The following is a 23,113-nucleotide window of genomic DNA, read 5'->3' on the forward strand; positions in this document are numbered from 1 at the left end:
TTGTGTCATTAAGTAGTTCCATCGATCAGGAAGTGATCCATGAACCGTCTCGAGCAGCGCCGCATTCTGGTCACCGGCGCCGGGTCCGGCATCGGCCAGGCCACCGTTCTCCGTCTGCTGTCGGAAGGGGCGGTCGTCGCGGGCGCCGACGTCAATGCCGAGGGTCTGGCCCTGACCCGCAAGCAGGCCGCCGAGGCGGGCACCGACTCGCGGCTCACCACGATCGAAATGAACATCGGCGCCGAAGAAGAGGTGATCGCGGGCGTGCGCACTGCGATCGAATCCCTCGGCGGACTGGACGCCGTGGTGAACGCGGCGGGCATCCTGCGTGCGGCCCACACCCACGAGACTTCGCTCGAGCTCTGGAACCAGATCATCAGCGTCAACCTCACCGGCACCTTCCTGGTGATCCGCGAGGCACTGCCCGCGCTGCTGGCCAATCCGCGCAGCACGGTCGTGAACTTCAGTTCCACCTCGGCCAACTTCGCGCACCCCTATATGGCCGCATACTCGGCGAGCAAGGGCGGCATCCAGACGCTGACCCATGTGCTGGCCTTGGAATACGGCAAGCGGGGCCTGCGCGCGGTGAGCGTCGCCCCCGGCGGCATCAAGTCGGGCATCACCGACGCCACGCCCAGCTACCTCCCGCAGGACGCCGACTGGTCGCTGTTCGGCCGGTTGATCGCCGTACTGCCGCAGGACAATCCCGAGGAGCTGGCCGGTCCGGAGAACGTGGCGGGGGTGATCGCCATGCTGGTGTCGGATGACGGGCGCTTCATCAGCGGCACCGAGATCCGCATCGACGGCGCGGCCCACACGTAAGCACCGCAGTCAATGACGAAGGCCCCGATCGGGATTCGATCGGGGCCTTTCATGTCGACGGGTCCGCGTCGGTGCGCGGCGCCCACCGGTGTCAGTTCGCGGCGCCCACCAGTTCGGCATTACCGCGCAGAATCGCATCCGCGGTGCCCGCCGGCCATTCCAGCGCCGCATCGAGTTTGACCAGCACGTCCTCGGCGGGCGACTCCATCAGGCACCGTTCGATCTGGCTGATCATGCCCGTGGACGGTCCGCCGTTCTTGGCCACATCGGCCTGCGTCCAACCGTTTTCGCGCCGCCGCGCCTTGACCCGGTCGGCCAGCGCCTTGATATCGGGCGCTGCGCCACTCACGGCCGAAGTCGCGCCACTCACGGCCGCGTCCCCTGCACTGGCGGCCGGTGCCGCGGTGGCCTTCGCAGCCACCGGTGCGGTAACTCGCGCCGTCACGGGTTCCGCAACCACCGGCTCCGCGGCCTGTGCCCGGTCCTTGCCGGACGTCAGCAGGCCCTGCGTAATGAGCCGGGACCGCTTCTTCCGGCCCATCTTCCCCATTTTCGCCATCCACCGCTCCTCGATCGCACTCAAAACTTCGCTCAAACCCCGGCAAGGTTGCCACAGGTTCGCGACAAACCCGGGGTAAACCCGAACTTCGGCGTGCCATCCGTGAGAAACAGTGTTGATTCCGATTTCATCGGCTCGATATCGGATAGCCAATAGGTTGCGCCCGATTTGACCCATGCCGCCTTATTGCAGTAAGACTGCAGTATGCGTATTCGACTGCTCGCCGCCTGCACCCTCTCGGCGGCGACCATGGCCGTCACCGCGGCCACCGCGCACGCGGACACCCCCGCCGAGAGCGCACCACCCGCCGCCCCGGCCCACCAGCAAGCCCTCGCCGACCTCGGCAATGCCGTCACCCTCGGCACCGGCGCGGGCGCGATGGCGGGTACCGCGATCGGCCTCGGCGCGGGCTGTCTCCTGGGCGGCATCGTCGGTGGCGTCGGCGGTGCGGCCGTCAGCCTCGGCGTCCTCGCCCTGCCCGGCGCGCTCGGCGGCTGCCTGGTCACCGCCGCCGCGGTGGGAGCCATCGGCGCGGTCGCGGGCACGGTCCTGATCGGAGCACCGGTCGCCATCGCCGTCGGCGCACCCGACATCACTACCCTGCTGACCCAGCCCGCACCCCAGGCCGGGTAGCGAAACCGGCTCCCTTCGAAGCGATTACGCGGGGGCGGCGGCGAGTAGGTCTCGGCGGGAACGGTATTCGCGACGCCAGCGCAGGAAACCGACGGTGACCATGACGAAGAAGACGCCGTAGACCGCGCCCGACGCGTAAAGGCCGGACTTCAACGCCAGTGGCACGCCGACCAGATCGACGAGCATCCAGATGATCCAGAAGTCGGTCAGGGCGCGGCTCTGCGCGAAGGTCGCGATGGCGCTGCCCACGAAAACGTAGGCGTTGGCCCACGGCGACCAGGCGATGTGCAGCCACGACAGGTGGGAGAACGCCTCGGCCACCAGGGCGGTCCCGATTGCCAGCACGCCCAGCAGGATCACCCGTTCGCGGGTGGAGGCCGGGCGCACCAGCAACTCGTGATGGTCGCGGGTGCCGCGGCCCCAGGCCCACCAGCCGTACCCGGCCAGCGCGATGAACAGCATCTGCTTGAGCGCATTGCCGGGCACGTGCGCATGAATCGACGCCGCCAGCAGCAACAGCGCACCGGCCAGCTGCACCGGCCAGGTCCACATCGTCTTGCGCATGGCCAGCCACACCACCGCCAGCGACAGGATGTTGCCGATGGCGTCGGTCCAGAGGATGTGCTCCCCGAGCAGGTCGAAAGCCGCGTTCACGCCGACCACCGTGCCATATGGGCACATTCGCGGCGCGGGCCAGTCCCGTTGGATGCCGCGATCACGCGGTGCATCCCTTCGACCGTCACGGCGAAATGCCCGGGAACCAACGTCGCGGGAGGAACTGGAGCCACGCGCCTGTCAACACACATCGCCGCCGCGCGAATTCCCGTCACCCCGGGCTTGCCCGATTACCTGCGCCAACCCCGCCCCGATGGCGTGAAATCCGATGCGGCATGCGATTCGTGGAGGATTTCCGCGGCCGGACCCGGGCGGGGTGCCCGGCGGTGATCGCGTGGGTACGTTGGCGATCATGCGTACCGACAATGATTCCTGGGATATCAAGACCGGTGTCGGATCGACCGCGCTGTTCGTGGCGGCGGCCCGGGCGCTGGGTGGCCGCGACGCCGCCGCACCCGCACACGACCCCCTGGCCGAGCTGTTCGTGCGGGCGGCCGGTACCGAATGGGTCGACCTGCTGGAGGGCCGCGCGCCCGATCATCCGCTGCTGACACCGGATTTCGGTGCACAGTTCCAGCAGCATCAGATCGCCCGCACCCGCTACTTCGACGACTACCTGTCCGCGGCCACCGCCGCGGGCATCCGGCAGGTGGTGATCCTGGCCGCCGGCCTGGACTCCCGTGCCTACCGGCTGGCCTGGCCGGACACGACCGCGATCTACGAACTCGACCGCCCGCAGGTGCTGGCGTTCAAGCGCGAGACCCTCGCCGCGGCCGGGCACGCGCCGGGCGCGGACCGGCACGAGGTGGCCGTCGATCTGCGTGAGGACTGGCCGAAGGCGTTGCGCGAGAACGGCTTCGATCCGGCCCAGCCGACCGCGTGGCTGGTCGAGGGCCTGCTGATCTATCTGACCCCGGCGGCGCAGGACCAGCTGTTCACCGCAATCGCCGCGCTCAGCGCGCCCGGCAGTCAGGTCGCGATCGAGCAGATGGATCCCTTGCCCGCCGAGGCGGTCACCGCCATGTCCGGTGGCGACGAGGCGGGCTCGGAGTGGGTGAGCATGGTCTACAACGAGCCGCGCACCGACGCCACCACGTGGTTCGGCGAGCACGGGTGGAGCGGCGAGCGGATCTATCTCACCGACTACTTGGAGAAGCTCGGCCAGGTTCCGGCGGCCGCCGGTCCGCAGCAGCAGTCGCTGATCAATCTGGTCACCGTCGTCCGCCCCGGGTAGCCACCTACGTTGTCCGCCGAGTTGCTGCGCTCCCCCGCGTGCGCGGCAACTCGGCCCGCCCCGGCCTCCGGCATTTCGGCGACCACACTGACACAAAGTGAATTCCGTCCTGCCCCCACCGCTTTCACCACTGATTGCGACTCGATTGCCGGTATTGTTTCCCGAAGTGCAGAACGGACCGGCGACATCTCGTCCCCGGGCAACGGAGAGGCGGCGGTGGTGGAATTCGGCGCGAACGCGGAAACGCCGAAAGACGAACTCCCACAACCCCCTACATTCGGATCATCATTACGGCGACTGCGCGAGGAACGCGGTCTCTCCCGCGAGCGGCTGGCCTTCAACGCCGGAGTGAGCGCCAGCTACGTGACCAGCCTGGAGAAGGGCGACCGGGCGCACCCCACCCGCGAGGTGATCGAGGCGCTGCTCCGCTGCCTGGCGCGGCTTTCCGAACTCGCGCCAGGTCAGCGTCGCCTGCTGTTCGATCTGGCCGGTCTGCCCGCCACCGAACTACCGAGCATCGAGGATCTGCGCGCGGATCTAGGTCGAGGCATCCCGCGCGCGCTCGAGCTCTACGAACCGCATCTGGCCGCCTACACCGACACCCGGCTCAATATCCTCTACTGCAATTCCAGCTTCGCGCAGGGCTTTCCGGGCCTGCGCGAGGACGGCAACCTGCTGCGCTGGATGCTCGGCAATCCGCTGGCCAAGCAGGCCCTGGTCGAATGCGATCGCGAGGTCCGGATCTCGGTCCAGTGGCTGCACGGCTTCACCGCCGAGCACGCCGACCCGAGCTGGTCGGAGGAACTGCTGGCCGAGCTGGGCGGCTATCCGCTGTTCCGGGAACTGTGGTCGACCACGCTGGCCCGCTACGAACGCGAGCGGCCCATCATCCGGCTGCGCGATCCCGGCACCGGGCAGCAGATGTCGATCGTGGGCCAGCTTTTCGGCGTGCCCAGCACCAGCTACCCGGGTCGGATCCAGATCTTCCTCGGCCTGCGGATGTAACCCTCAGCGAGCGAGCGGCTGGTAGAACACCAGCCCGTTGCCCTTGTTGTCGTAGACGACCGCGCGGCGTTCGTGCGCGTCGTCGTAGGGACCGCGCACGATGCCGCCGCCACTGGCTTCGACCGCCTTGGCCGCGGCGTCCACGTCGGCGGTCTTGATGCCGACGACGACCTGACCGTGGATCGGGTGATCGACGGCGGTGGCCAGCGCCAGCGTGATCGCGCCGCCGTCGAGCGCCGCGAAATGCGTGCCGTCGCGGAACTTCACGGGCATGCCGAGGGTCTCGCTGTAGAACTTGATCGATTCATCCAGGTCGTCGGTGGACAGGATGATCATCTTCACTTCGTGCTCGCTCAAGGAAACCTCCTGTGGCCTTGTCGTTTCCGACTGTCGAAGTCCAAGTCCCGGATCGACCCTAGCGCGGCCGCGAATTCGACCGGAAGGTGAGGGCGACCAGGAAGGTCAGCGCCGCGATACCCGCGGCCACCGCGAACACGACCGTCATCCCACCCACGAGCGCATGCTGCGCGGTGCCGCCCGCAGCCCGCGCGGCGGTGCCGAAGATGGTGACCAGGATGGCCAGCCCCAGCGCCGCCCCGGTCTGCTGCAGGGTCTGCAGCGCGCCGCCGGCCGCACCCGCCTCGTGCGGTTCGACATTCGACATGATGACCACGTTGAGCGGCGAAACCGACAGTCCGATACCGCATCCCAGCAGCAGCATGGCCGCGAACAGCAGCGGGAAGTAGCCGCTGTGCTCGGTCAGCGTGGTGAGCAGCACCAGTCCGCTCGCCATCGCCACCGCGCCGGTCATGGCCACCGGTCGGGGGCCGAAGCGGGCCAGCAGCCGCGGGATCAACCGGACCATGGTGAACATCATCACGGCGGTCGGCAGGAAGGCGAAACCGGTTGCCAGCGCGCTCAATCGGAGCACGTCCTGCAGGTACTGGGTGAGGAAGAAGAACATCGACAGGCCCGCCATGGGCACCAGGAACATATTGGCGTAGGCGGCGGCGCGATTGCGGTCGGTGAACAGGCGCAGCGGCAACAGCGGCTGGCGGGTGCGGGATTCGATGGTCAGGAACGTGGCCAGCAGGGCCACACCGGCCGCGAGGCAGATGTCGGTGATCGGGTCGCCCCAGCCGCGGGAGGCGGCGCTGATGAAACCGTAGGCGAGGGTGGCCACGCCCGCGGTCGCGGTGACCGCGCCGGGCAGGTCGAGGTGGTGGTCCGGTTCGCGTTCCGACGCAGGCAGATTCAGCAGTGCCAGCACCACGACCACCAGTCCGAAGGGCACGTTGATGAACAGCACCGAGCGCCAGCTCAGCCACTCGGTGAGCAGGCCGCCGACGATGAGCCCGATGGCGAATCCGGCGCTCGACATGCCGGAGAACCAGGCCAGGACGCGCACCCGCGCCTTGGGGTCGGGGAACGAAGTGGTCAGCAGCGCAAGGGTATTGGGCGCGGCCATGGCCCCGCCGATGCCCTGCAGCACCCGGGCGGCCAGCAGCCATCCGGCGCTGGGCGCGAGTCCGCCCGCGAGGGAGGCGGCGGTGAACAGTGCCGCGCCGACGATGAACAGGGTGCGGCGGCCGAACAGGTCACCGGCGCGGCCGCCGAGCAGCAGCAGGCCGCCGAAGACGAGGCTGTAGGAGTTCATCACCCAGGACAGGCCGGTGGCGCTGAAGTGCAGGTCGGTTTCGATGCGCGGCAGGGCCACGTTCATCACGGTGATGTCGAGGACGATCATCAACTGGCAGGTCAGCAGGGTGGCGAGCACGATGCCGGATCGAAGTCTGCGCGGGGCTGCCGGTTCGCGGGGCGCCGCGACGACAGCATTGGGCGAAAAAGAGGTCGACAAAGGGAACGCTCCAGAAGAGGGAATCAAACGGAGGTATCCTCCGTTTCCGATAGAGCTATCATATGGAGGGTTCCTCCATTTACGCAAGCCTATCCGGAGGGTCCATCCGTTTTCTAGTGGAGGGTTCGTGGAAGCACCGTCGACGGGAAAGCCGATGCGCGCCGATGCGCGCCGGAACTACGAGCGGATCGTTGCCACCGCCCAGTCCGCCTTCACCGAACTCGGACCCGATGCCCCGCTGGAAGAGATCGCGCGCCGCGCGGGCGTCGGCATCGGCACCCTCTACCGCCACTTCCCCAACCGCGAGGTGCTCATCGAGGCCGTCTACCGCTCCAATATCGAGCAGTTGAGCGACCGCGCCCGCGAGCTGCTCGAAATTGGCTCGCCGAGTACGGCTTTCGAGCTCTGGCTACGCGAGTACGTGGCCTGGGTGCGGCTCAACCGGACCCTCGCCACCACCCTGAAGGCGGGCATGGACCGCCAGACACCCACCTTCCAACTCTGCCGCGCCGCGATCAACGAGGCGGCCACGCTGCTGTTGGAGGCGGCCCGCGGCGTGGATGCCATCCGGCCCGATATCGAGCCCGCCGACCTGCTGCGCTTCGGGCACGGCATCGGCGTCGCCTGCGAGGCAACCACTCCCGAGGCCACCGAGCGGATGATCTCGGTGACCATCGACGGCCTGCGCGCCACGCCTCGCGACTAGGGCGTGCTCAGCGCCCGCCAGACCTCGTCGATGAAGGACTCCCAGGCGGCGGGGTCCGTCGGCAAGGCTCCGGGGGCGGTCCGGAAGAGCTGTCCCGTACCCAGATACGTCGTGTACACCAGCACCGCGCGATTGCGCGCGGCCGCGGCCTCGAAGCCGAGGCGGACGAACAACTCCGCCAGATAATCGATGCGGCGGTTGGTGACTCGCGTCAGCACCGGCTCGACCAGCGGGTCGGTGACACCGGCCAGCATGACCGCGAGGTTCTCGTCGGGGTGTGACAGCGCGGTCGCCATCAGGGTCCGCAATCCCACGGCCGGGTCGGGCTCGGCCGCGACCAGGGCGATCACGGCCTCGGTCTCGTCGCGTTCCCAGCGTTCGAGGGCCGCGCCCAGCAACTCGTCCCGGTTCGCGAAATGCCAGTAGGCGCTGCCCTTGGTCGAATTCAGCCGGGCCGCAAGGGGTTCGATGGCCACCGCGGTCACGCCGCCCTCGGTGAGCGCCGCGAGCGCCGCGGCGATCCAGTCATCTCGATTGAGCCGTTGCCTCTTCTCCGCCACGATTCCGTACGCTACCGTATGGAGAGGAACCATACGGTAGCGTACGGAAGTGGGCGGGCACCATGATCTGGAATATTCACGAGCGCGAACTGCCGGTATCGGCGAAAGAGGCGGGCGCACTGCTCGACACGGTGGCCGAGCCCGGCAATATGCTCTGGCCCGCCGAACACTGGCCCGCCATGAAACTCGACCGCCCGTTGCAGGTCGGCGCCGACGGCGGCCACGGTGCCATTCGCTACACCTGCACCGCCTACGAACCGGGCCGTCTGGCCGAATTCACCTTCCCGGCGGGCGGGCTGCTCACGGGCGCACACACCCTCGAGATCGTCGATCGTGGCGAATCCGGTTGTGTCATGCGGCATCTCATCGTCGCCGAGGCGCACGATCCGCGCGGGTGGTTGATGTGGACGGTGGCCGTCCGCTGGCTGCACGACGCGGTCGTCGAGGACATGCTGGATCGCGCGGCGACAGCCGTGGGTCATCCCCCGGCCGAGCCCGCCCGCTGGTCGCCGTGGGTGCGGTTGCTGCGGTTGGGATTCGATCGGATCCCCGAGCCGGTTTCGGTCGGCTGATCACCGGTTGTAGGGCTGCTCCTGCACCCAGCTGAAACCGCGCTCCAATAGCGGGAACGACTTCGGGTCGAGCTGGTCGAAATACGCGTGAATGCGATGCCCCGCATAGTCATCGGCGTCGATCACGAGCTTGCCGGGCCCCGGCCACCAGTAGCTCAGGCGAACGTGGACCGGGGTCTCGGCGTAGGTGCCCAGCTCGATGCGGTTGTGCAGGTCGATGAAATGCCGCTTGGGATCGATGGTCCCGCCGTAGATCTCGAACGAGTCGTCCATGTGCTGGATGGTCACCACCACCGGATCCGAGACATGGAAGGGCCGGTCGACAATGACTCGCCGCCAACGCAATTCATCGGTGAGCAGCGGATCCCGCGCATATCCCTCGGATGAGAAGTGATCCACCTGATAGATCCCATACAGCTCCGGCGCAGGATGCTGCCACTGCCGCCAATTCTGCACACCGGTCACCCCGAGCAGCACCAGACCCGCCACCAGCTGCGCGATCAACGCAATCCGATTGGCACGGGCAGAAGCGAACAGCGCGACCGGCCGTAAGGCGGGCGCAGCCCGGTCGGAGAACAACACCGTGTACACCCTTCGCAGGTGCGGTGCCAGCAGAAACAGACTCAGCAACAAGAACTGCGACGACACCGTCTTGAGCCGAATGTCATAGGTCATGTTCAACAGGAACACCTGAGTCATATCCATCGCACACAACAACGCCCCCGCCGTAGCCGCCCGCGGCACCACCAACAACACTCCCGCCAGCAATTCCGCTGCCCCCAAAGCGATCTCGTACGGCTGCGACACACTGACCTGCGACCACAACACCCCTTCGGGACTGAAATTCCCGAAGGGCTCCACCAACCGATTGAGCACGAACGGCATCTGCGTCGGAATCGCCTTCGCCATCCCGAAATAAAACATGGCAACCGCCAACACGAACCGCAGCCCCACCCGCGTCCACGCATACAACCGCGTATAGCGCGCCCTACGCCGGTCCAACACCGACCAGACCACCGTCCCAACCACGGCGATCACGAACACAAGAAACAGTGCGGTCCACTGAAATCCGCTGTCACTGCCAACCTGGGTGCTGGTCACCCGCAATCCGAGAACATGTGTAGCCGTCCATTGGATCGGCGGCCGCGCCCACCCCAAGAAGTGATGCACCGACGCCCACCCCGTATCGATCCCGATCCCCGCCAACAGAATCGGCACCAGCCCGAGCACCCCAACCACCCCGAACAGCCCGAAATAGCAAGCCCCGAACCGGAATCCGATCCGTGTGGCCAGGCTCCACGGCGACAACTCCGCTCCCACCGATTCCGGTGCGGCCGCCGAGTCCGGCGACTCGATCACTCCACCCTGCTCCGCCACTGCCACCGCACCCTCCCCCACCTCGCCCAGCCTGTGCCGCGACGCTAGACCGCCCCACTTAACAGGGACCAGGTGCTTCGCTGAAGAAATTCGTGGTGATGTCAGGACCGAATCCGGATACGCGAAGGGCCCGGGGGTGGATATATGAGGCATGACTGATGATCAGGCGGTGGGGGTCGCTCTTGGGCGGCTGGTCGATGATGGGGTTTTGAGCGCTTCGCAGCGGGATGCGGTGGTGGCGGCGTTGGTGCGGGAGCGGGGGCGGCCGCCGGTGCGGCGGGTTGTTACGGAGATCGCGGCGTATGCGGGAGCCGGGTTGGTGCTGGGTGGGATTGTGCTGCTGATGGATTCGGCGTGGGGCAGGCTGGATCGGGTCGGGCAGGAGCTGGTGTTGGCCTTCGTGACCGCTTTGCTGGTGGGTGGCGGGGTGACGCTGGTCGGGGCGAAACAGCTGTTCACCGAGCGGGTGCCGGTACGGACCCCGCAGCAGCGGCTCGCGGCGGCGCTGTTCGCGTTGTCGACGCTGTCGGCCGGGGGGCTTGTCGCGGTTGCGGAAGCGGACAGTGGCGACGGGAATTGGCTGTGGGCCGTGCTGGTCGCGGCGGTGGTGGCCGGGGCGGGGTATCGGGCGTTGCCGTCGCTGGTCGGGTTGGTGACTGTTGTCGGGTTCGGCACGTGGGCGGTGGGCGGGATGCTCGAGAATTGGGCACAGGCGCCGAACTTCGTGGTCGGGATCGCGGTCTTGGCGATGGGCGGAATCTGGTTGGGACTCGGCCGGATCGGCTTGGCGGTGCCCACCTGGGCCGGGTATGCGGGCGGCATTGTGGTCGGGACCATCGGCGCGGAGTACACGGACCACGGCTGGCTGTGGGTCGCCGTGCTGGTGCTGCTCTTGGGTGCGGCGTGTTTCGCGCTGTATGTCACCGATCGCTCACCGGTGCTGGTGCTCGGCGGCGGCTTCTGTGTGGCCTTGGCCGTGATTCGCGGTGTCTGGCATTGGACCGATCACTCGACCGGCGCGGCGGCGGTCGTCGTGCTGATCGGCGCGGTCTTCCTCGGAATCGCCGGAAGGCGTCTCGCACACGATCATTCGTGACCGCCAACGTAGCTGTCTGGCCGGCTCCCGAGGCCGACGGTGCCGCGGATCTGCTCGCGGTTCTCACCGTGAACATGCCTGTTGCCGGTTCGGAGTGACCTCGGGGTCGGGATGAGCTGCGCGGTGCGGAGAACTACCGGGGCGGCTTCACAATGGAGGGTGCTGGCGCGCAGGTCGCCGGGGGACCGGGGGTCGGCGCCGAGGGCAGCGATTCGATCGGGACCGGGTGCGAGTCCGGTTGGCCGGGCGCGCATCCGAATAGCAGGAGGCCCGTCGACAGCGCTGCTACCAGGGCTTTCAACACGCGGACTGGCCGCTTCCCGACATTCATCGGACCGACGATAGGGATTCGCCGCGCTCGGCCGCATCCGCCGCCGCATCCGTCATGCGGCGGGCGTGCGGGTCGTCAGCTGTCGAGGCGGAGTGTTTCGCCTGCGGCGGTGAGGTTGTTCTCGACGCGGCGCAGCAGTCGCAGCAGGTCGTCGCGTTGGCGTTGCGACATGCCCTGGGTGAGAATGCCTTCCAGTTCCGACCAGGTGGATTCGACCTTCTCGCGCAGGGCCCGGCCGTCGTCGGTGAGCGAGACGATGGTGGCGCGGCGGTCGACCGGGGACGGGGTGCGCGCCAGCAGACCCTGCTGTTCGAGGCTGCGCACGGTGCGGGTGACCGTGGACGGATCGAGTTTGAGCGCCTTGGCCAGATCGGCCTGCGACTGCCCGTCCTGCTCCCAGAGCTGCATGAGCAGCAGTTCCTGTCCGGCATACAGCCCGAGGCGGCGCAGCAGCGCGGAGGTAACGAGCCAGTAGGCCCGGTTCATGTGGACAACCATCTGGTTGAGCTCTCCGGCCCCCGCGCGAATAGTTGACATGCCATTCAGTATATGGGCCGTGACCGGCGGCTATCCGCGACCACCTTGCCATTTAGTTGGTATGCCATCAATAATCATTGGCATAGCAACTATCTGGGTGGAGGACTGCCGATATGGCGAACACAGGCGAATCGACCGAGGCGGCGGACGTCCGAATGCCGTCGGAGGACGCGGCCGCGCGGTCACGGCGCTGGTGGGCACTGGCCGTACTCGGCATCGCCCAGTTGATGGTCGCGCTGGATGTGACGGTCATGAATGTCGCGCTGCCCGCGGCGCAGCACGCGCTCGGCTTCGCCGATGTGGATCGGCAGTGGGTGATGACCGGTTATGCCCTCACCTTCGGCAGCCTGCTGCTGCTCGGCGGGCGGCTCGGTGACCTGTTGGGCCGCCGTCGGGCCCTGGTGATCGGTCTGCTCGGCTTCGGAATCGCCTCGGCCGTCGGCGGTCTCGCCCCGAACTTCGTCACCTTGGTCGCGGCGCGGATCGGGCAGGGACTCTTCGGCGCGCTGCTCGCCCCCGCGGCTCTCGCCCTGGTCGCCGTCACCTTCACCGATCCGGCCGAACGCGCCAAGGCGTACGGCCTGTTCAGCGCGATCTCCGCGGTCGGCGGCGCGATCGGACTGCTGCTCGGTGGTGCACTCACCGAGTGGGCCTCCTGGCGGTGGGCGCTCTACATCAACCTCGTCTTCGCCGTCGCCGGGATCATCGGCGCGTTGCTCACCCTCCCCCGCGAAACCCCCACGCAGCGGCCACGACTCGACATTCCGGGCGTACTGCTCATCAGCACGGGCCTGTTCGGTGTGGTCGGCGGTTTCTCGCGCGCGACCGACCACGGCTGGGGCAATCCGGTGACCATCGGCCTGCTGTGCGGCGGAGTCGTGCTGGTCGTCGCCTTCGCGGCCTGGCAGTCGCGCTCCACCGACCCCCTGCTGCCGCCGCGCGTGGTGCTCGATCCCGCCCGCGCCGGTTCCTACCTGGCGGTGGCGCTGATCGCGGTCGGCATGTTCGCGGTGTTCCTCTTCTTCATCTACTACTTGCAGACGATCCTCGGCTACTCCCCGCTCAAAGCTGGCGTTGCGTTCATGCCGATGGTCACGACCACCATCCTCTCGGCCGCCGCCGCGGTCCCACTGCTGCAGCGCATCGGCGCGAAAATCACTGTCTCCCTGGGCTTAGCGATCTCCGCGGCCGGAATGGTCTGGCTCACCGGGGCGGGCCCGACCAGTACCTACCTCGCACATCTATTGCCCGGCTTGACGGTTCTGGGCCTGGGCATCGGCGCGGTCATGTCGGTGGCCTTCCAAGGCGCGACGGCCGGTGTCGAAAACCGTGACGCCGGAGCAGCTTCCGCGCTGGTGAACGCGGTCATGCAGGTAGGCGGTTCCCTCGGCATCGCGGTGCTGACCACCGTCGCCACTGACGCGACCCGCTCCTACGCGACGAGCCACACCCCGTCCCCCACCCTGCTGGCGCAGGCCCAAGTACACGGCTACACAACGACTTTCTGGTGGGCAGCCTGGATCTTCCTGATCGGCGGGCTACTGGTGACCATCCTCATCCCCGCCTTCCTCCCCAAGCCGCCACCCGGCACACCGATCATGGCTCATTGACCACGCCGACGAGCCACCCGAACCTGACGCTCGACCAGGAACAGCGGAAACGCGACACTGATCGCGACCGCGAAGGTCAGCACAACGTAGAGCCACAACCTCCGCATCCCGAGCCGACGACTCTCCACCACCATGAACACCAGGGCCACCACCGCGACGGTCAGCAGATCCACCGTACTGAAAGTGCTTGCCGGAGTGGCGAACAGATCCCGTCCCGCGTCCGCCATCGACCCGCCGCGCGAAATCTGCGTGATCAACGTCCACTGCGTCCCGACCAACGCCGCCACCGCCAACGCGATATACCCCGCGATCAGCGCCCGATCCCCGCCACTCAGCGGCCCGCCCGTCCGTCCCTGCCCGGTTCCGTCCGACATCCCGATCTCCTGTCCACCCGTGCCGCCCGATCCCCACATTCAACACACCGATCGCCCCGGCACCGGTAGCCCGAACCTTTCGATCATGCGAACACATGAAACGCTGGGTCCCGATCGGGGGACGACCGAAAGGATCTTCAGTGATGGGCGACCCGGTTTCCGGATCTTTCAGCGACGCGGTGTGCGCACGGTTCGGGTTGGGTACCGCGGCGGTGGGGCGGCCCGGGTACATCACGCTCGGACGGGATCGCGATCTGCCAGGTGAGCGCACGGTGGACGAGATGCGCGCGCGGACGCACGAGTTGCTCGATGCGGCGTGGGCGGCCGGGGTGCGGTATTTCGATACGGCTCGGTCTTATGGACGGGCGGAGGAGTTCGTCGGCGAATGGCTGACGGCGCGGCCGGAAGTCGCGGCCGACGTGGTGGTCGGCAGCAAGTGGGGCTATACCTACACCGCCGATTGGCATGCCTCGGGGGTGCCGGTGCACGAAGTCAAGGAGCACACGGTTGCCGTGTTCGACCGCCAGATGCGGGAGACCAGAGCGCGATTGGGCAAGCACCTGGATGTCTATCTGGTGCATTCGGTGACGCCCGACAGCCCGGCCTTGACCGATGTCGCCCTGCACGCGCGGCTGGCGGCGCTCGCGGCGGAAGGCGTGCGGGTCGGGCTGTCGACGAGTGGACCCGCACAGGCGGAGGTCGTGCGGGCCGCGATGGATATCACCGTGGACGGTCAACCACTGTTCGCCGCGGTACAGGCGACCTGGAACCTGCTCGAGACTTCCGCGGGAACGGCTCTGGCCGAGGCGCATTCGGCGGGATGGCTGATCGTGGTGAAGGAGGCGATGGCGAATGGCCGCCTCGCCGATCGCAATGCCACCGGACCCGACACTGCGATCCTGCGCACAGTGTCGGATCGAGTCGGTGCCGGGCGTGATGCGGTAGCTCTGGCCGCGGCGGCGGCACAGCCCTGGGCCGACATCGTGCTCTCCGGGGCCGCGACCGTGGACCAGCTGACCTCCAATCTGACGGCCGTCGACCTCGATCTCACCCCCGACGATCTGGCCGAACTCACCGCGCTCACCGAACCCGCCGAAGCCTTCTGGCGCACTCGCGCCGCATTGCCCTGGGCCTGAACCGCCGATCATGCGGTTCCGAAGGAACAGTGCTACAAATTCATCGTGCACAATGTACTTGCGACCTCGTTCGCCGCGCTGTCCCTGACGACCGTCGCGGTCCTCACGCCCGCGACGGCCTCGGCTCAGCCCGAAACCCCGTCGTGTTCCCCGAACCTGTCGGCGGCCGAGAACGACGAGATCGCCCGGCTCTCCGACACCGGCACCCTTGCCGATGACAATGGGCTGGCGCGGCTGGAGGATGCCGTCGAGCGGGAGCACCGGATCACCGAGATCTACGAGCAGCATGCGGATCGGCGCGGCACCTTTGCCTCCGGTCTGGACACGGTCGAGTACGAATCGGTCCTGCCGCTGCAGCGGGATCCGCAGGCGTTCAACGACTCCGAGTACGCGCACCGCCTCAGCTTCGATCTGCTGCGCCGCTACCTCGACAATGTGCACACCGAATTCACCGGCGGCACACCGGAACCGCACTGGGCCCACTATTTCGCGCTCGCGGCCGACTGCACCGCGACCCCGGCCCGCGTGGCCCTGGCCGGTTACAACGCCCATTTGGTCGTCGACCTGCCGCGCGCGGTCGCCGAGGCCGAATCGCAGCCGTCGAATGCGGCCGACTACTTCAAGATCGTGGCGAGCATCGCCGAGACCGGCGATCAGATCACCGAGCGCACCGACCGCACCTACTCGGCCAATATGGGCCCGCTGTGGCGGTTCTACTTCTTCGGCGAGGGCCTCGACCGCGTGCTGGGCAAGGGTGTGGCCACCAAACCCCTGCTCGTCGCCGCCGATGTCGGCGCCAACACCACCATTTTCGCCAACGGTCTGGCCCTGCAGAACCCCGCGCTCGCACCGGCGGTCGCCGCCGAGATCGACCTGCAGCACGGGACCGCCGAACAAGCCTTCGACGTGCTGGCTGAACTCGACGGGCTCTGAACCCGCCCGCGCGCGGCGATCTCTGCGCGATAGTGGAGTCCGGCAAAGGAGTTCACATGGCAGAGATCGTGACCGTCTCCGGCGGTGAGGTGCGCGGTTCGAGTGCGGGCGGTGTCACCCGTTTCCTCGGCATTCCGTATGCGGCGGCACCGGTCGGGCCCGCCCGGTTCGAGGCGCCCCGGCCGGTCGCGGCCTGGTCGGGGGTGCGTGATGCACTCGAATTCGGTCCCACCTGTGTGCAATCCCCGTATCCGCCACCGATTCACGCACTGCTGGGCAGCGACGGGATTCCCGGCGACGAGTACCTGAACGTGAACGTGTGGGCCCCGGAGAACGCGGGCACCGGTCTGCCGGTCATGGTGTGGATTCACGGGGGCGCGTTCACGCGTGGGGCCAATGCGCGCACGATCTACGACGGCACCGCCTTCGCCCGCGACGGCGTGGTACTGGTGTCGATCAACTACCGGCTCGGCATCTCGGGGTTCGCGAACATCCCGGGCTCGGCGTCGAATCGTGGTCTGCGCGACCAGATCTTCGCGCTGGAATGGGTGCGCGACAATATCGCCGCCTTCGGTGGCGATCCGGGCAATGTCACCGTCTTCGGCGAATCCGCGGGCGGCATGAGCGTGGTGGCGCTGCTGGCCTCGCCGCGGGCGCGCGGGTTGTTCCGGCGCGCGATCGCGCAGAGCGCCAACGGTTCCGCGGTCGCAACCGCCGAGGACGCGGGCAAGGTGGCGACGCAGCTCGCCGATCTGCTCGGCATCGAAGCCACCACGGCGGCCTTCGGTGCGCTCGGCGCGGACGAATTACGCAGTGCCCAGGACGCTCTCGCCCTGGAGTTGCTGGCCGACCCCGACCCGGATCGCTGGGGTGCGTCGATCATCACCAACGGGCTGGGCCTGATGAGCTTCTTCCCGATGATCGACGGCGATATCGTCCCGGACCGCCCGGTGGATGTGCTGGCCGCCGCACCGGATCGGACGGTGCCGCTGCTCACCGGCTGGACCGCCGAGGAATTCCGGTTCTTCACCTTCCCCTCGGGCTTGGCCGCCGCCATCACCGAGCAGACACTGGCGCCGTTGCTCGCCCGCTACGGCCTGGACCCCGCGGTCGCCGACCGCTACGCCGCCAACCGTCCACAGGCCGGGCCCGCGGACGTGTTCGCCGCCGTCCTCACCGATCACGTATTCCGCGACGACGCCATGCGCATCGCGGAAGCCAGTGCCGCGGCAGGCAATCCGGCATTCGTCTACGAATTTGCCTGGCGTTCCGGCATTCCCGACCTGGGCGCCTGCCATGTCGTCGAGATCCCGTTCGTCTTCGACCGGCTCGACGCCGCCCACGCCCTCCTCGGCGCCACTCCCCCGCAACGCCTGGCCGACGAAGTGCACCGCGCCTGGGTGCGTTTCGCCACCCACGGTGATCCGGGCTGGTCGCGCTTCGATACCGCCACCCGCACCGTCCGCGTCTTCGACAGCCCCGAATCCCACGAGGTCGCCGACCCGCGCGCGGACGAACTGCGCGCCCTGCGCCGCGCCAAACTCACCTCGGACGCGACGGTGTGACCGTCACGCTGGCGTGAGCCGGATCAGGCCGGTCGCTCCCGGCGGAATTCCGTCGGCGTGCGGCCGTGCCAGCGTTGGAAGGCGCGGCGAAACGAGCGATTATCGCTGTAGCCCAACCGATTCGAGATCGACTCGACCGTCAGCGCGGTGTCGTGCAGCAGGGTCCGGGCCCGTTCCTGGCGAACGGTCTCGACCTCGGCACGCCAGCTGGTGCCCCGCTCGGCCAGCCGGCGCTGCAGGGTGCGGGGGCTGATCGCGAGGCGCTCGGCGACCCCGCGCAGATCGGCGTCCGAGGACGGCAACGACCGCGCGATCGCCGAATGCAGTTCGGCCCGCCAATCCGGGGCGACGCGCGCGGACCTGAGCAGCAGTTCGGCGTAGTGGCGAAACAGGGCCGCCTGGTGCGGATCCCACGCGGTGGGTAGCGCGGCCGCGTCGATCAGGGTGAGCTCGGTGTGCGGTGCACCGAAATCGATTCGTGCAGTGCCGAATTCGTCGATCAGATAGGCGTGGCGGCCCGGGGCCCGCATGCGGAAGGCGACGCGGACCGGGATCAGCGGGTGCCCGGTCGCCTCGCGTGCCCGACGCAGCAGGAGCGCGAGGGTGAACTCCTCGATCGCCGGCAGCACGCTGTCGTCACACGGACCAGATTCCCGCAGCGTGAGCAGTCCACCGTCGACGATCACGGCACCGCAGTCCGCCGGATTCGAGAGCACGGCGCGGAATTCGACCGCGGCGGCCAGCACCTCGGCCAGCGTGGGCGCACTGCTGAACAGATAATCCCAGACCCCGAAGGTCCCGCGCTCGGCCGCGGTCACCGCCAGGCCCGCACCCGGCCCGACCGCGTCGAGCATTTCCCACATCTGCCACACCGAGGCGGTCGGCACGCGGATCAACTCGTCGCCGAACGCTTCCGGCCCCAGCCCCGGCACACCGTCCAGCTGCGCCCGCGACACACCGATGCGCAGCGCGGCATCACGCACCGCCGCCGCGGTGCGCGCGGGAACGGTACCGACGATCACCGCAGCAGCCTAGCGACCCGATCACGACCCGGGCCCGCCGATACCCGGGGGCCGCCGGGCGTCAGCCCGGCACGTCGGTGGCATCGCCGAAACCGGAGGTTGGCAGCGCATCAGCCCAGCGCGCCGGTGGCAGCGCTGAAACCGGACGTTGGCAGCGCATCAGCCCGGCACGTCGGTGGCAGCGCCGATTGCGGTGGCTGGCAGCGCATCAGCGCAGCGCTTCGGTGGCGGCCGATTGTCATCACCCCCCGGCCGCGTCGGACCGATGCGTTCGGGCCGGCGCGACGACTTTCGGGGGCGGAGTCGGTCCTAATGGGTGACGGCGTGCTGTGTGCGCCCCGACCGCGAGGAGCTCGCATGACTCAGACCTCGGCACCGGCCGTGCCCGCCCTGGCCGACGCACTGGCTGGGTTGCGGCCCGCGTTGCTGGCCTACTGCTATCGCATGCTCGGCTCGACGTTGGAGGCCGAGGATGCGGTGCAGGAGACGATGATGCGGGCTTGGCGGTCGGCCGGCGGGCTCGCGGACCCGGCGGGGTTGCGGCCGTGGGCGTATCGGATCGCGACGAACGTCTGTATCGACGCTGCCGCGGATCGGCGACGGCGGGCGCTGCCGATGGACCTGGTCGCCGCGGCCGACCCCCGCGGCGAGCTGGGCGCGCCGCTGCCGGAATCGACCTGGGTGCAACCGTTTCCGACCAGCGCGACCGCGGATCCCGCCGCTCAGGCCGAATCCCGCGAATCGGTGCGGCTCGCCTTCGTCGCCGCCCTGCAGTATCTGCTGCCGCGTCAGCGCGCCGTGCTGATCCTGCGTGATGTGCTGTGCTGGCGGGCCGCGGAGGTGGCCGAATTGCTCGGCCTCAGTACGGATGCCGTCAACAGCATGCTGCGGCGGGCGCGCGCGGCGCTGGCGCAGGCGAGCTCGGCCGCGGCGGGGTCCGATCCGATCGACACCGCGCTGCTCGAACGCTATGTCGCCGCCTTCGAGCGATTCGACATCGACGGCATCGTGGCGCTGCTGCGCGACGATGCCGTCATCGATATGCCGCCGGTGGCGTTCTGGCTGTCGGGGCGGGAGTCGTTCCGCGACTGGCTGGGTGGTGCCGGCGGCGAGTGCCGGCCCGCGCGGCTGCTGGCCATCGAGGCCAACGGCTGCCCCGCCGTCGCCATCTACCGCGAGGTCGACGGGCACATCACGGCCTTCGCTATCCAGGTGCTCGAGTGCTCGGACGGTGAGATCACGGCACTGCACACCTTCATCCAGCCCGAACTGTTCGCGACCTTCGGGCTGCCCGATCAGCTCGTCTGACGGTTCACTGCCCGCACTCCGGTCCGGCGATGCCCAACACCTCGCGCAGCCCCGCCAGCTCCAGCAGGAGCAGCATGCGATTGTCGGCGTCCACGAGGACGAGCCGGCATCCGGATCGCCTGGCCGTCAGGGCGATTCGCGCCAGCGCCTGGAGCACGGTGGCGGCGCAGCCCGAAACCCCGTTCACCTCACACGCGATCACGGTGTGCCCGGCGGCGCGCAGCGCTCGGACTCGGGCACACCAGGCGGCGGTGCGGGTTTCGTCGGGTTCGCCGGTGAGCACCATGAGCACCGGGCCGGACACCTCGTCGGGACGCATACCTTCCATCACCGAGCCGGCCTCGGAAACTCGTCGCGACCCGGGAACCGGTGCCACGACGAGTTTTTCGCGTCCGGCCGGTTGTCGGAAGCATGGTCAATCACACGCATTCCCCGGCCGGGCAGTCACCTTCTCTGGCTGAGCAGTCCGCCCCGCCGGTGCGGCCGGGTTCGGCCGCGAAACCCTGGGCGATCCTCGCACTGATGTGCGGCGTCCAATTCATCGTCACGCTCGACATCGCGATCGTGAACGTCGCGCTGCCGTCGATTCAATCCGATCTCCGCCTCGCCGCCTCCGACCTGCAATGGGTGGTGATCACCTACGGTCTGCTGCTCGGCGGCCTGCTGCTGCTCGGCGGTCGGCTGGGCGACCTGCTGGGCCGACGCCGGATCCTGTCGCTGGGCCTGGCGTTGTTCGCGGGCGCCTCGCTCACCGCCGGACTGTCCGGGTCGTTCGCTCCGCTCGTCGCGTCGCGGGCGGTGCAGGGGGTGGGCGCGGCACTCGCCGCTCCCGCCGCGCTGGCGGTGCTCGTCGCGACGTTCCCCGAGGGCGCCGCCCGGAACAAGGCGCTCGGCGTGTTCGGTGCCGCCGGCGGCAGCGCCGCATCGGTCGGGGTGGTGGTCAGCGGCGCGCTGACGGCGGGACCCGGCTGGCAGTGGATCTTCTTCGTCAATGTCCCGATCGTGGTCGGCCTACTCACGCTGATCGCGAAATATGTTCCCGCCGACCGGAAGATCCATCGCGGGCCGTTCGACACCGCCGGGGCGGTCACGGTGACCGCCGGGCTCACCGCGCTCGTGTACGCCATCAACAAGAACGTGGACCACGGCTGGACGTCGGCAACCACGCTCGGCTTCCTGACGGCCGGGTGCGCGCTGCTGGCCGCGTTCGCCGCCATCGAGTACCGATCGGCCGCACCGCTGGTGCCGCTGGCGATGTTCCGGCGGCCTACCCTGAATGCCGCGAATATTGTTGCAGCACTGGTGTTCGCGGCCTTCTTCGCCACCATCTTCCAGGCGTCGCTGCTCATGCAGCAGGCGCTCGGGTACTCGGCGCTGCGGACCGGGGTCGCCTATCTCGCGATCGCCGCGACCGCGGTGGTGGCGGCCGCCGGGATCGCGCCCGTCCTGCTCACCCGCCTGGGCGCCGGATGGACGCTGACGCTCTCGCAGGTCGTCGCGGCGGGCGGACTGCTCTGGCTGGCCCGCATCCCCGTGCACGCCGCGTACTGGCCGGACCTGTTCCCCGGATTCGTCGCGGTCGGCGTCGGCATCGGGCTGTCGCAGGCGTCGCTGCAGGTCGCCGCGTTCATCGGAATCCCGGAGCAGGTCAGCGGTTTGGCGGGCGGCATGGTGGAAACGGCGCGAGAGATCGGCGGCGCGCTGGGCATCGCCATCGTGGCGGCGGTGGCGATCGCCGCGGGCCGTGGCGTCTCGACCGGCCCGGCCGCCGCACTCACCGAGGGATTCCACCGCGGATCGCTCATCGCGGCCGGATTCTGCGTCATCGCGGCCGTCACCGCGGTCGCCGTCGTGCGTCGCGCCGAACGCTCGGCCGCAACCAGTTGAGCCACAACATGATTCGCCGTAGTGGGGCGGACGCCGAACTTCGGCCCGAGCGGGCCGTCCCTAGGCGTTCGCCCCCAACACGTCGGTCGCGATGCCGGTGATCACCGGGACGACCTCCAACAGGTCGCCGTCGGGTCCGACCATGGTGTCGAAGGTCTCGAAGCTGGTGAGGGCCAGCAGGATTCGCACGTGCCGATCGATGTCCTCCGCGGCGAGGTTCCCGTCCCCGAAGCGGCCCGACAACACCGCCAAGCCTTCGCGGCGGCGCTCGTCGCGGGCGCTGATGACCGCGTGCACATCGGTGTCGAGCGCGGCCAGTGCGCGTAGCCGCCGCATGGCGGGGCGGTCGGCCTGCCAGAAGCGGGCGAAGCAGGCGATGAATTCGGCCAGCGCCGCGCGGGGTTCGGGGTCGGTGAAGGCTTTCACCAGTTCGGACAGCCCGCCCTCCGCGCCGAGGTCGTCGCAGACCGCTTCCAGCAGACCGGTTTTCGACTTGAACTGGTAGTAGACCGTGGCGCGGGCGACGTCCGCGCGCTTGGCCACCGCGTCGAGCGTGAATCCGTTGTAGCTGTCGGCCTCACCCAGCAGCGCCCTGGCCGCATCGAGCACCTGTCGTCGGCTCTGCTCGATCTGCGCGGTCCGCTTCCCCAGGTTGTATTGGCGTGGGCTCATGGCCTTGACAGTACCCGGCGGACCTGTTTTATTCATACACACAGTCTAACTAAATTGTTCGAGAGTGGATGACCATGAACAACCACCGACCCACCACGACAATCGACTTCTTCGGCATGTATCTGGCCCACGACGCGTGTATGCGCGATCTGATCCGCCTCACGGCCGCCGTCTCCGAGAACCGCCTCGGTGAACCGGCGGTGCGGATCGGTTGGGAGACCTTCCGCCGCCAGCTCGATCGGCATCACAGCACCGAGGACGCCGCCCTGTGGCCACTGGTGCGCGCCGCGGTCACCGATCCCGCGGACCTGGTGATCCTCGACGAGATGGAGGCCGAGCACGAGGGTCTCGAGGAATTGCTGATCAAGGTCGAGGCCGGAATGTCCGGTCAAGACGGCGACTTGCGTTCCGCCGTGGACGATTTGGCCGCGGCGTTGGATACCCATTTCACGCATGAGGAGCAGGTGGCGCTGCCGCTCATCGACCGCACCGTCGGCGGGCCCGGCTGGGCCGCGTTCGGCGAGGAGATGCGCAAGCAGAACGGACTCGGCGCGGTGACCGAGTATCTGCCGTGGGCGCTCGACGACGCGCCCGCGGAGGCGCAGGCCAAAATGCTCGGGTTCCTGCCTGCACCGATTCGCGCTCTCTACCGGTACGTGCTCAAACCCCGCTATGCCCGGCCGCGCCGAGGCTGGCTGTAA

General features: G+C 68.5%; 25 protein-coding genes. 14 read left to right on the plus strand and 11 right to left on the minus strand.

The genetic code is table 11. The features are described from left to right. The first annotated feature begins 39 nt into the window (after positions 1-39). A complete protein-coding gene (locus tag ACYVN4_RS10965) occupies positions 40-822 on the plus strand; it encodes an SDR family NAD(P)-dependent oxidoreductase (RefSeq protein WP_460719892.1) in 783 nt (260 codons plus the stop codon). A 91-nt stretch (positions 823-913) separates the two neighbouring features. Here ACYVN4_RS10965 and ACYVN4_RS10970 read toward each other — a convergent pair whose 3' ends face one another. Beyond that, positions 914-1,381 carry a helix-turn-helix domain-containing protein gene (locus ACYVN4_RS10970; protein ID WP_460719895.1) on the minus strand — a complete coding sequence of 156 codons (468 nt, stop codon included), beginning with the start codon at positions 1,379-1,381 and terminating at the stop codon, positions 914-916. 204 nt (positions 1,382-1,585) lie between these two features. Here ACYVN4_RS10970 and ACYVN4_RS10975 point away from each other — a divergent pair, with 204 nt between their 5' ends. Beyond that, on the plus strand, positions 1,586-2,014 hold the full coding sequence (locus ACYVN4_RS10975) for a hypothetical protein (RefSeq protein WP_460719897.1): 429 nt from the start codon (positions 1,586-1,588) through the stop codon (positions 2,012-2,014). 24 nt (positions 2,015-2,038) lie between these two features. Here ACYVN4_RS10975 and ACYVN4_RS10980 read toward each other — a convergent pair whose 3' ends face one another. Then, positions 2,039-2,668, minus strand: a complete 630-nt coding sequence (locus ACYVN4_RS10980) for a nicotinamide mononucleotide transporter family protein (RefSeq protein WP_460719899.1) — start codon at positions 2,666-2,668, stop codon at positions 2,039-2,041. 313 nt (positions 2,669-2,981) lie between these two features. On the opposite strand from ACYVN4_RS10980, the gene ACYVN4_RS10985 reads away from it, so the two are divergent. Beyond that, positions 2,982-3,863, plus strand: a complete 882-nt coding sequence (locus tag ACYVN4_RS10985; RefSeq protein WP_460719901.1) for a class I SAM-dependent methyltransferase — start codon at positions 2,982-2,984, stop codon at positions 3,861-3,863. 219 nt (positions 3,864-4,082) lie between these two features. After that, positions 4,083-4,868 carry a helix-turn-helix domain-containing protein gene (locus ACYVN4_RS10990; RefSeq protein ID WP_460719903.1) on the plus strand — a complete coding sequence of 262 codons (786 nt, stop codon included), beginning with the start codon at positions 4,083-4,085 and terminating at the stop codon, positions 4,866-4,868. A 3-nt stretch (positions 4,869-4,871) separates the two neighbouring features. On the opposite strand, the gene ACYVN4_RS10995 is transcribed toward ACYVN4_RS10990, so the two are convergent. After that, positions 4,872-5,225, minus strand: coding sequence for a VOC family protein (locus ACYVN4_RS10995; RefSeq protein ID WP_460719905.1), 354 nt, complete (start codon positions 5,223-5,225; stop codon positions 4,872-4,874). Positions 5,226-5,283: 58 nt separating this feature from the next. Then, on the minus strand, positions 5,284-6,726 hold the full coding sequence (locus ACYVN4_RS11000) for an MFS transporter (RefSeq protein ID WP_460719907.1): 1,443 nt from the start codon (positions 6,724-6,726) through the stop codon (positions 5,284-5,286). A gap of 127 nt (positions 6,727-6,853) precedes the next feature. Here ACYVN4_RS11000 and ACYVN4_RS11005 point away from each other — a divergent pair, with 127 nt between their 5' ends. Then, entirely contained in the window at positions 6,854-7,432 is a 579-nt protein-coding gene (locus ACYVN4_RS11005; protein ID WP_460719909.1) for a TetR/AcrR family transcriptional regulator, read from the plus strand. Here the strand turns inward: ACYVN4_RS11005 and ACYVN4_RS11010 are convergent. Continuing rightward, positions 7,429-7,992: a TetR/AcrR family transcriptional regulator gene (locus ACYVN4_RS11010; RefSeq protein WP_460719911.1), complete on the minus strand. Its 564-nt coding sequence runs from the start codon at positions 7,990-7,992 to the stop codon at positions 7,429-7,431. The genes ACYVN4_RS11005 and ACYVN4_RS11010 overlap by 4 nt on opposite strands. Positions 7,993-8,054: 62 nt before the next feature. Here ACYVN4_RS11010 and ACYVN4_RS11015 point away from each other — a divergent pair, with 62 nt between their 5' ends. Further along, entirely contained in the window at positions 8,055-8,564 is a 510-nt protein-coding gene (locus tag ACYVN4_RS11015; protein ID WP_460719913.1) for an SRPBCC family protein, read from the plus strand. Here ACYVN4_RS11015 and ACYVN4_RS11020 read toward each other — a convergent pair whose 3' ends face one another. Beyond that, positions 8,565-9,920, minus strand: a complete 1,356-nt coding sequence (locus ACYVN4_RS11020; protein WP_460720567.1) for a DoxX family protein — start codon at positions 9,918-9,920, stop codon at positions 8,565-8,567. A 172-nt stretch (positions 9,921-10,092) separates the two neighbouring features. Between ACYVN4_RS11020 and ACYVN4_RS11025 the strand changes: the two genes are divergently transcribed. Continuing rightward, positions 10,093-11,037, plus strand: a complete 945-nt coding sequence (locus tag ACYVN4_RS11025; RefSeq protein WP_460719915.1) for a hypothetical protein — start codon at positions 10,093-10,095, stop codon at positions 11,035-11,037. A 406-nt stretch (positions 11,038-11,443) separates the two neighbouring features. On the opposite strand, the gene ACYVN4_RS11030 is transcribed toward ACYVN4_RS11025, so the two are convergent. Next, positions 11,444-11,905 carry a MarR family winged helix-turn-helix transcriptional regulator gene (locus ACYVN4_RS11030; protein ID WP_460719917.1) on the minus strand — a complete coding sequence of 154 codons (462 nt, stop codon included), beginning with the start codon at positions 11,903-11,905 and terminating at the stop codon, positions 11,444-11,446. Between the two features lie 113 nt (positions 11,906-12,018). Here ACYVN4_RS11030 and ACYVN4_RS11035 point away from each other — a divergent pair, with 113 nt between their 5' ends. Further along, a complete protein-coding gene (locus ACYVN4_RS11035) occupies positions 12,019-13,515 on the plus strand; it encodes an MFS transporter (protein WP_460719919.1) in 1,497 nt (498 codons plus the stop codon). Here ACYVN4_RS11035 and ACYVN4_RS11040 read toward each other — a convergent pair. Further along, positions 13,509-13,889 (minus strand): DUF2834 domain-containing protein, encoded by a 381-nt coding sequence (locus ACYVN4_RS11040; protein WP_460719921.1) that lies wholly within the window; start codon positions 13,887-13,889, stop codon positions 13,509-13,511. The genes ACYVN4_RS11035 and ACYVN4_RS11040 overlap by 7 nt on opposite strands. A 143-nt stretch (positions 13,890-14,032) precedes the next feature. Between ACYVN4_RS11040 and ACYVN4_RS11045 the strand changes: the two genes are divergently transcribed. The 3 genes from ACYVN4_RS11045 to ACYVN4_RS11055 are packed head-to-tail and all read left to right on the plus strand — an operon-like array spanning position 14,033 to position 17,523. After that, positions 14,033-15,025, plus strand: a complete 993-nt coding sequence (locus tag ACYVN4_RS11045) for an aldo/keto reductase (protein WP_460719923.1) — start codon at positions 14,033-14,035, stop codon at positions 15,023-15,025. 45 nt (positions 15,026-15,070) lie between these two features. Continuing rightward, positions 15,071-15,958 carry a DUF5995 family protein gene (locus ACYVN4_RS11050; protein WP_460719925.1) on the plus strand — a complete coding sequence of 296 codons (888 nt, stop codon included), beginning with the start codon at positions 15,071-15,073 and terminating at the stop codon, positions 15,956-15,958. Positions 15,959-16,014: 56 nt separating this feature from the next. After that, complete coding sequence (locus ACYVN4_RS11055) at positions 16,015-17,523, plus strand: carboxylesterase/lipase family protein (protein ID WP_460719927.1); 1,509 nt, start codon at positions 16,015-16,017, stop codon at positions 17,521-17,523. A 23-nt stretch (positions 17,524-17,546) separates the two neighbouring features. Here the strand turns inward: ACYVN4_RS11055 and ACYVN4_RS11060 are convergent, their stop codons facing one another. After that, entirely contained in the window at positions 17,547-18,545 is a 999-nt protein-coding gene (locus tag ACYVN4_RS11060; protein ID WP_460719929.1) for an AraC family transcriptional regulator, read from the minus strand. 357 nt (positions 18,546-18,902) lie between these two features. Here ACYVN4_RS11060 and ACYVN4_RS11065 point away from each other — a divergent pair, with 357 nt between their 5' ends. Then, positions 18,903-19,853, plus strand: coding sequence for an RNA polymerase subunit sigma-70 (locus ACYVN4_RS11065; protein WP_460719931.1), 951 nt, complete (start codon positions 18,903-18,905; stop codon positions 19,851-19,853). A gap of 4 nt (positions 19,854-19,857) precedes the next feature. Here the strand turns inward: ACYVN4_RS11065 and ACYVN4_RS11070 are convergent, their stop codons facing one another. Next, entirely contained in the window at positions 19,858-20,181 is a 324-nt protein-coding gene (locus tag ACYVN4_RS11070) for an STAS domain-containing protein (protein ID WP_460719933.1), read from the minus strand. Between the two features lie 83 nt (positions 20,182-20,264). Between ACYVN4_RS11070 and ACYVN4_RS11075 the strand changes: the two genes are divergently transcribed. Further along, complete coding sequence (locus ACYVN4_RS11075) at positions 20,265-21,740, plus strand: MFS transporter (protein ID WP_460719935.1); 1,476 nt, start codon at positions 20,265-20,267, stop codon at positions 21,738-21,740. A gap of 60 nt (positions 21,741-21,800) precedes the next feature. Here the strand turns inward: ACYVN4_RS11075 and ACYVN4_RS11080 are convergent, their stop codons facing one another. Further along, positions 21,801-22,412 (minus strand): TetR/AcrR family transcriptional regulator, encoded by a 612-nt coding sequence (locus ACYVN4_RS11080; RefSeq protein WP_460719937.1) that lies wholly within the window; start codon positions 22,410-22,412, stop codon positions 21,801-21,803. Positions 22,413-22,486: 74 nt separating this feature from the next. On the opposite strand from ACYVN4_RS11080, the gene ACYVN4_RS11085 reads away from it, so the two are divergent. Continuing rightward, positions 22,487-23,113, plus strand: coding sequence for a hemerythrin domain-containing protein (locus tag ACYVN4_RS11085; protein WP_460719939.1), 627 nt, complete (start codon positions 22,487-22,489; stop codon positions 23,111-23,113).

The sequence above is a fragment of the Nocardia heshunensis genome (assembly GCF_054782115.1).

Coding starts and splice junctions, on each gene's coding strand:
- ACYVN4_RS10965 (WP_460719892.1), top strand. CDS start 40: ATGAACCGTCTCGAGCAGCGCCGCATTCTGGTCACCGGCGCCGGGTCC.
- ACYVN4_RS10970 (WP_460719895.1), bottom strand. CDS start 1,381: ATGGCGAAAATGGGGAAGATGGGCCGGAAGAAGCGGTCCCGGCTCATT.
- ACYVN4_RS10975 (WP_460719897.1), top strand. CDS start 1,586: ATGCGTATTCGACTGCTCGCCGCCTGCACCCTCTCGGCGGCGACCATG.
- ACYVN4_RS10985 (WP_460719901.1), top strand. CDS start 2,982: ATGCGTACCGACAATGATTCCTGGGATATCAAGACCGGTGTCGGATCG.
- ACYVN4_RS11015 (WP_460719913.1), top strand. CDS start 8,055: ATGATCTGGAATATTCACGAGCGCGAACTGCCGGTATCGGCGAAAGAG.
- ACYVN4_RS11025 (WP_460719915.1), top strand. CDS start 10,093: ATGACTGATGATCAGGCGGTGGGGGTCGCTCTTGGGCGGCTGGTCGAT.
- ACYVN4_RS11030 (WP_460719917.1), bottom strand. CDS start 11,905: ATGTCAACTATTCGCGCGGGGGCCGGAGAGCTCAACCAGATGGTTGTC.
- ACYVN4_RS11035 (WP_460719919.1), top strand. CDS start 12,019: ATGGCGAACACAGGCGAATCGACCGAGGCGGCGGACGTCCGAATGCCG.
- ACYVN4_RS11040 (WP_460719921.1), bottom strand. CDS start 13,889: ATGTCGGACGGAACCGGGCAGGGACGGACGGGCGGGCCGCTGAGTGGC.
- ACYVN4_RS11045 (WP_460719923.1), top strand. CDS start 14,033: ATGGGCGACCCGGTTTCCGGATCTTTCAGCGACGCGGTGTGCGCACGG.
- ACYVN4_RS11055 (WP_460719927.1), top strand. CDS start 16,015: ATGGCAGAGATCGTGACCGTCTCCGGCGGTGAGGTGCGCGGTTCGAGT.
- ACYVN4_RS11065 (WP_460719931.1), top strand. CDS start 18,903: ATGACTCAGACCTCGGCACCGGCCGTGCCCGCCCTGGCCGACGCACTG.
- ACYVN4_RS11070 (WP_460719933.1), bottom strand. CDS start 20,181: ATGGAAGGTATGCGTCCCGACGAGGTGTCCGGCCCGGTGCTCATGGTG.
- ACYVN4_RS11075 (WP_460719935.1), top strand. CDS start 20,265: ATGGTCAATCACACGCATTCCCCGGCCGGGCAGTCACCTTCTCTGGCT.
- ACYVN4_RS11080 (WP_460719937.1), bottom strand. CDS start 22,412: ATGAGCCCACGCCAATACAACCTGGGGAAGCGGACCGCGCAGATCGAG.
- ACYVN4_RS11085 (WP_460719939.1), top strand. CDS start 22,487: ATGAACAACCACCGACCCACCACGACAATCGACTTCTTCGGCATGTAT.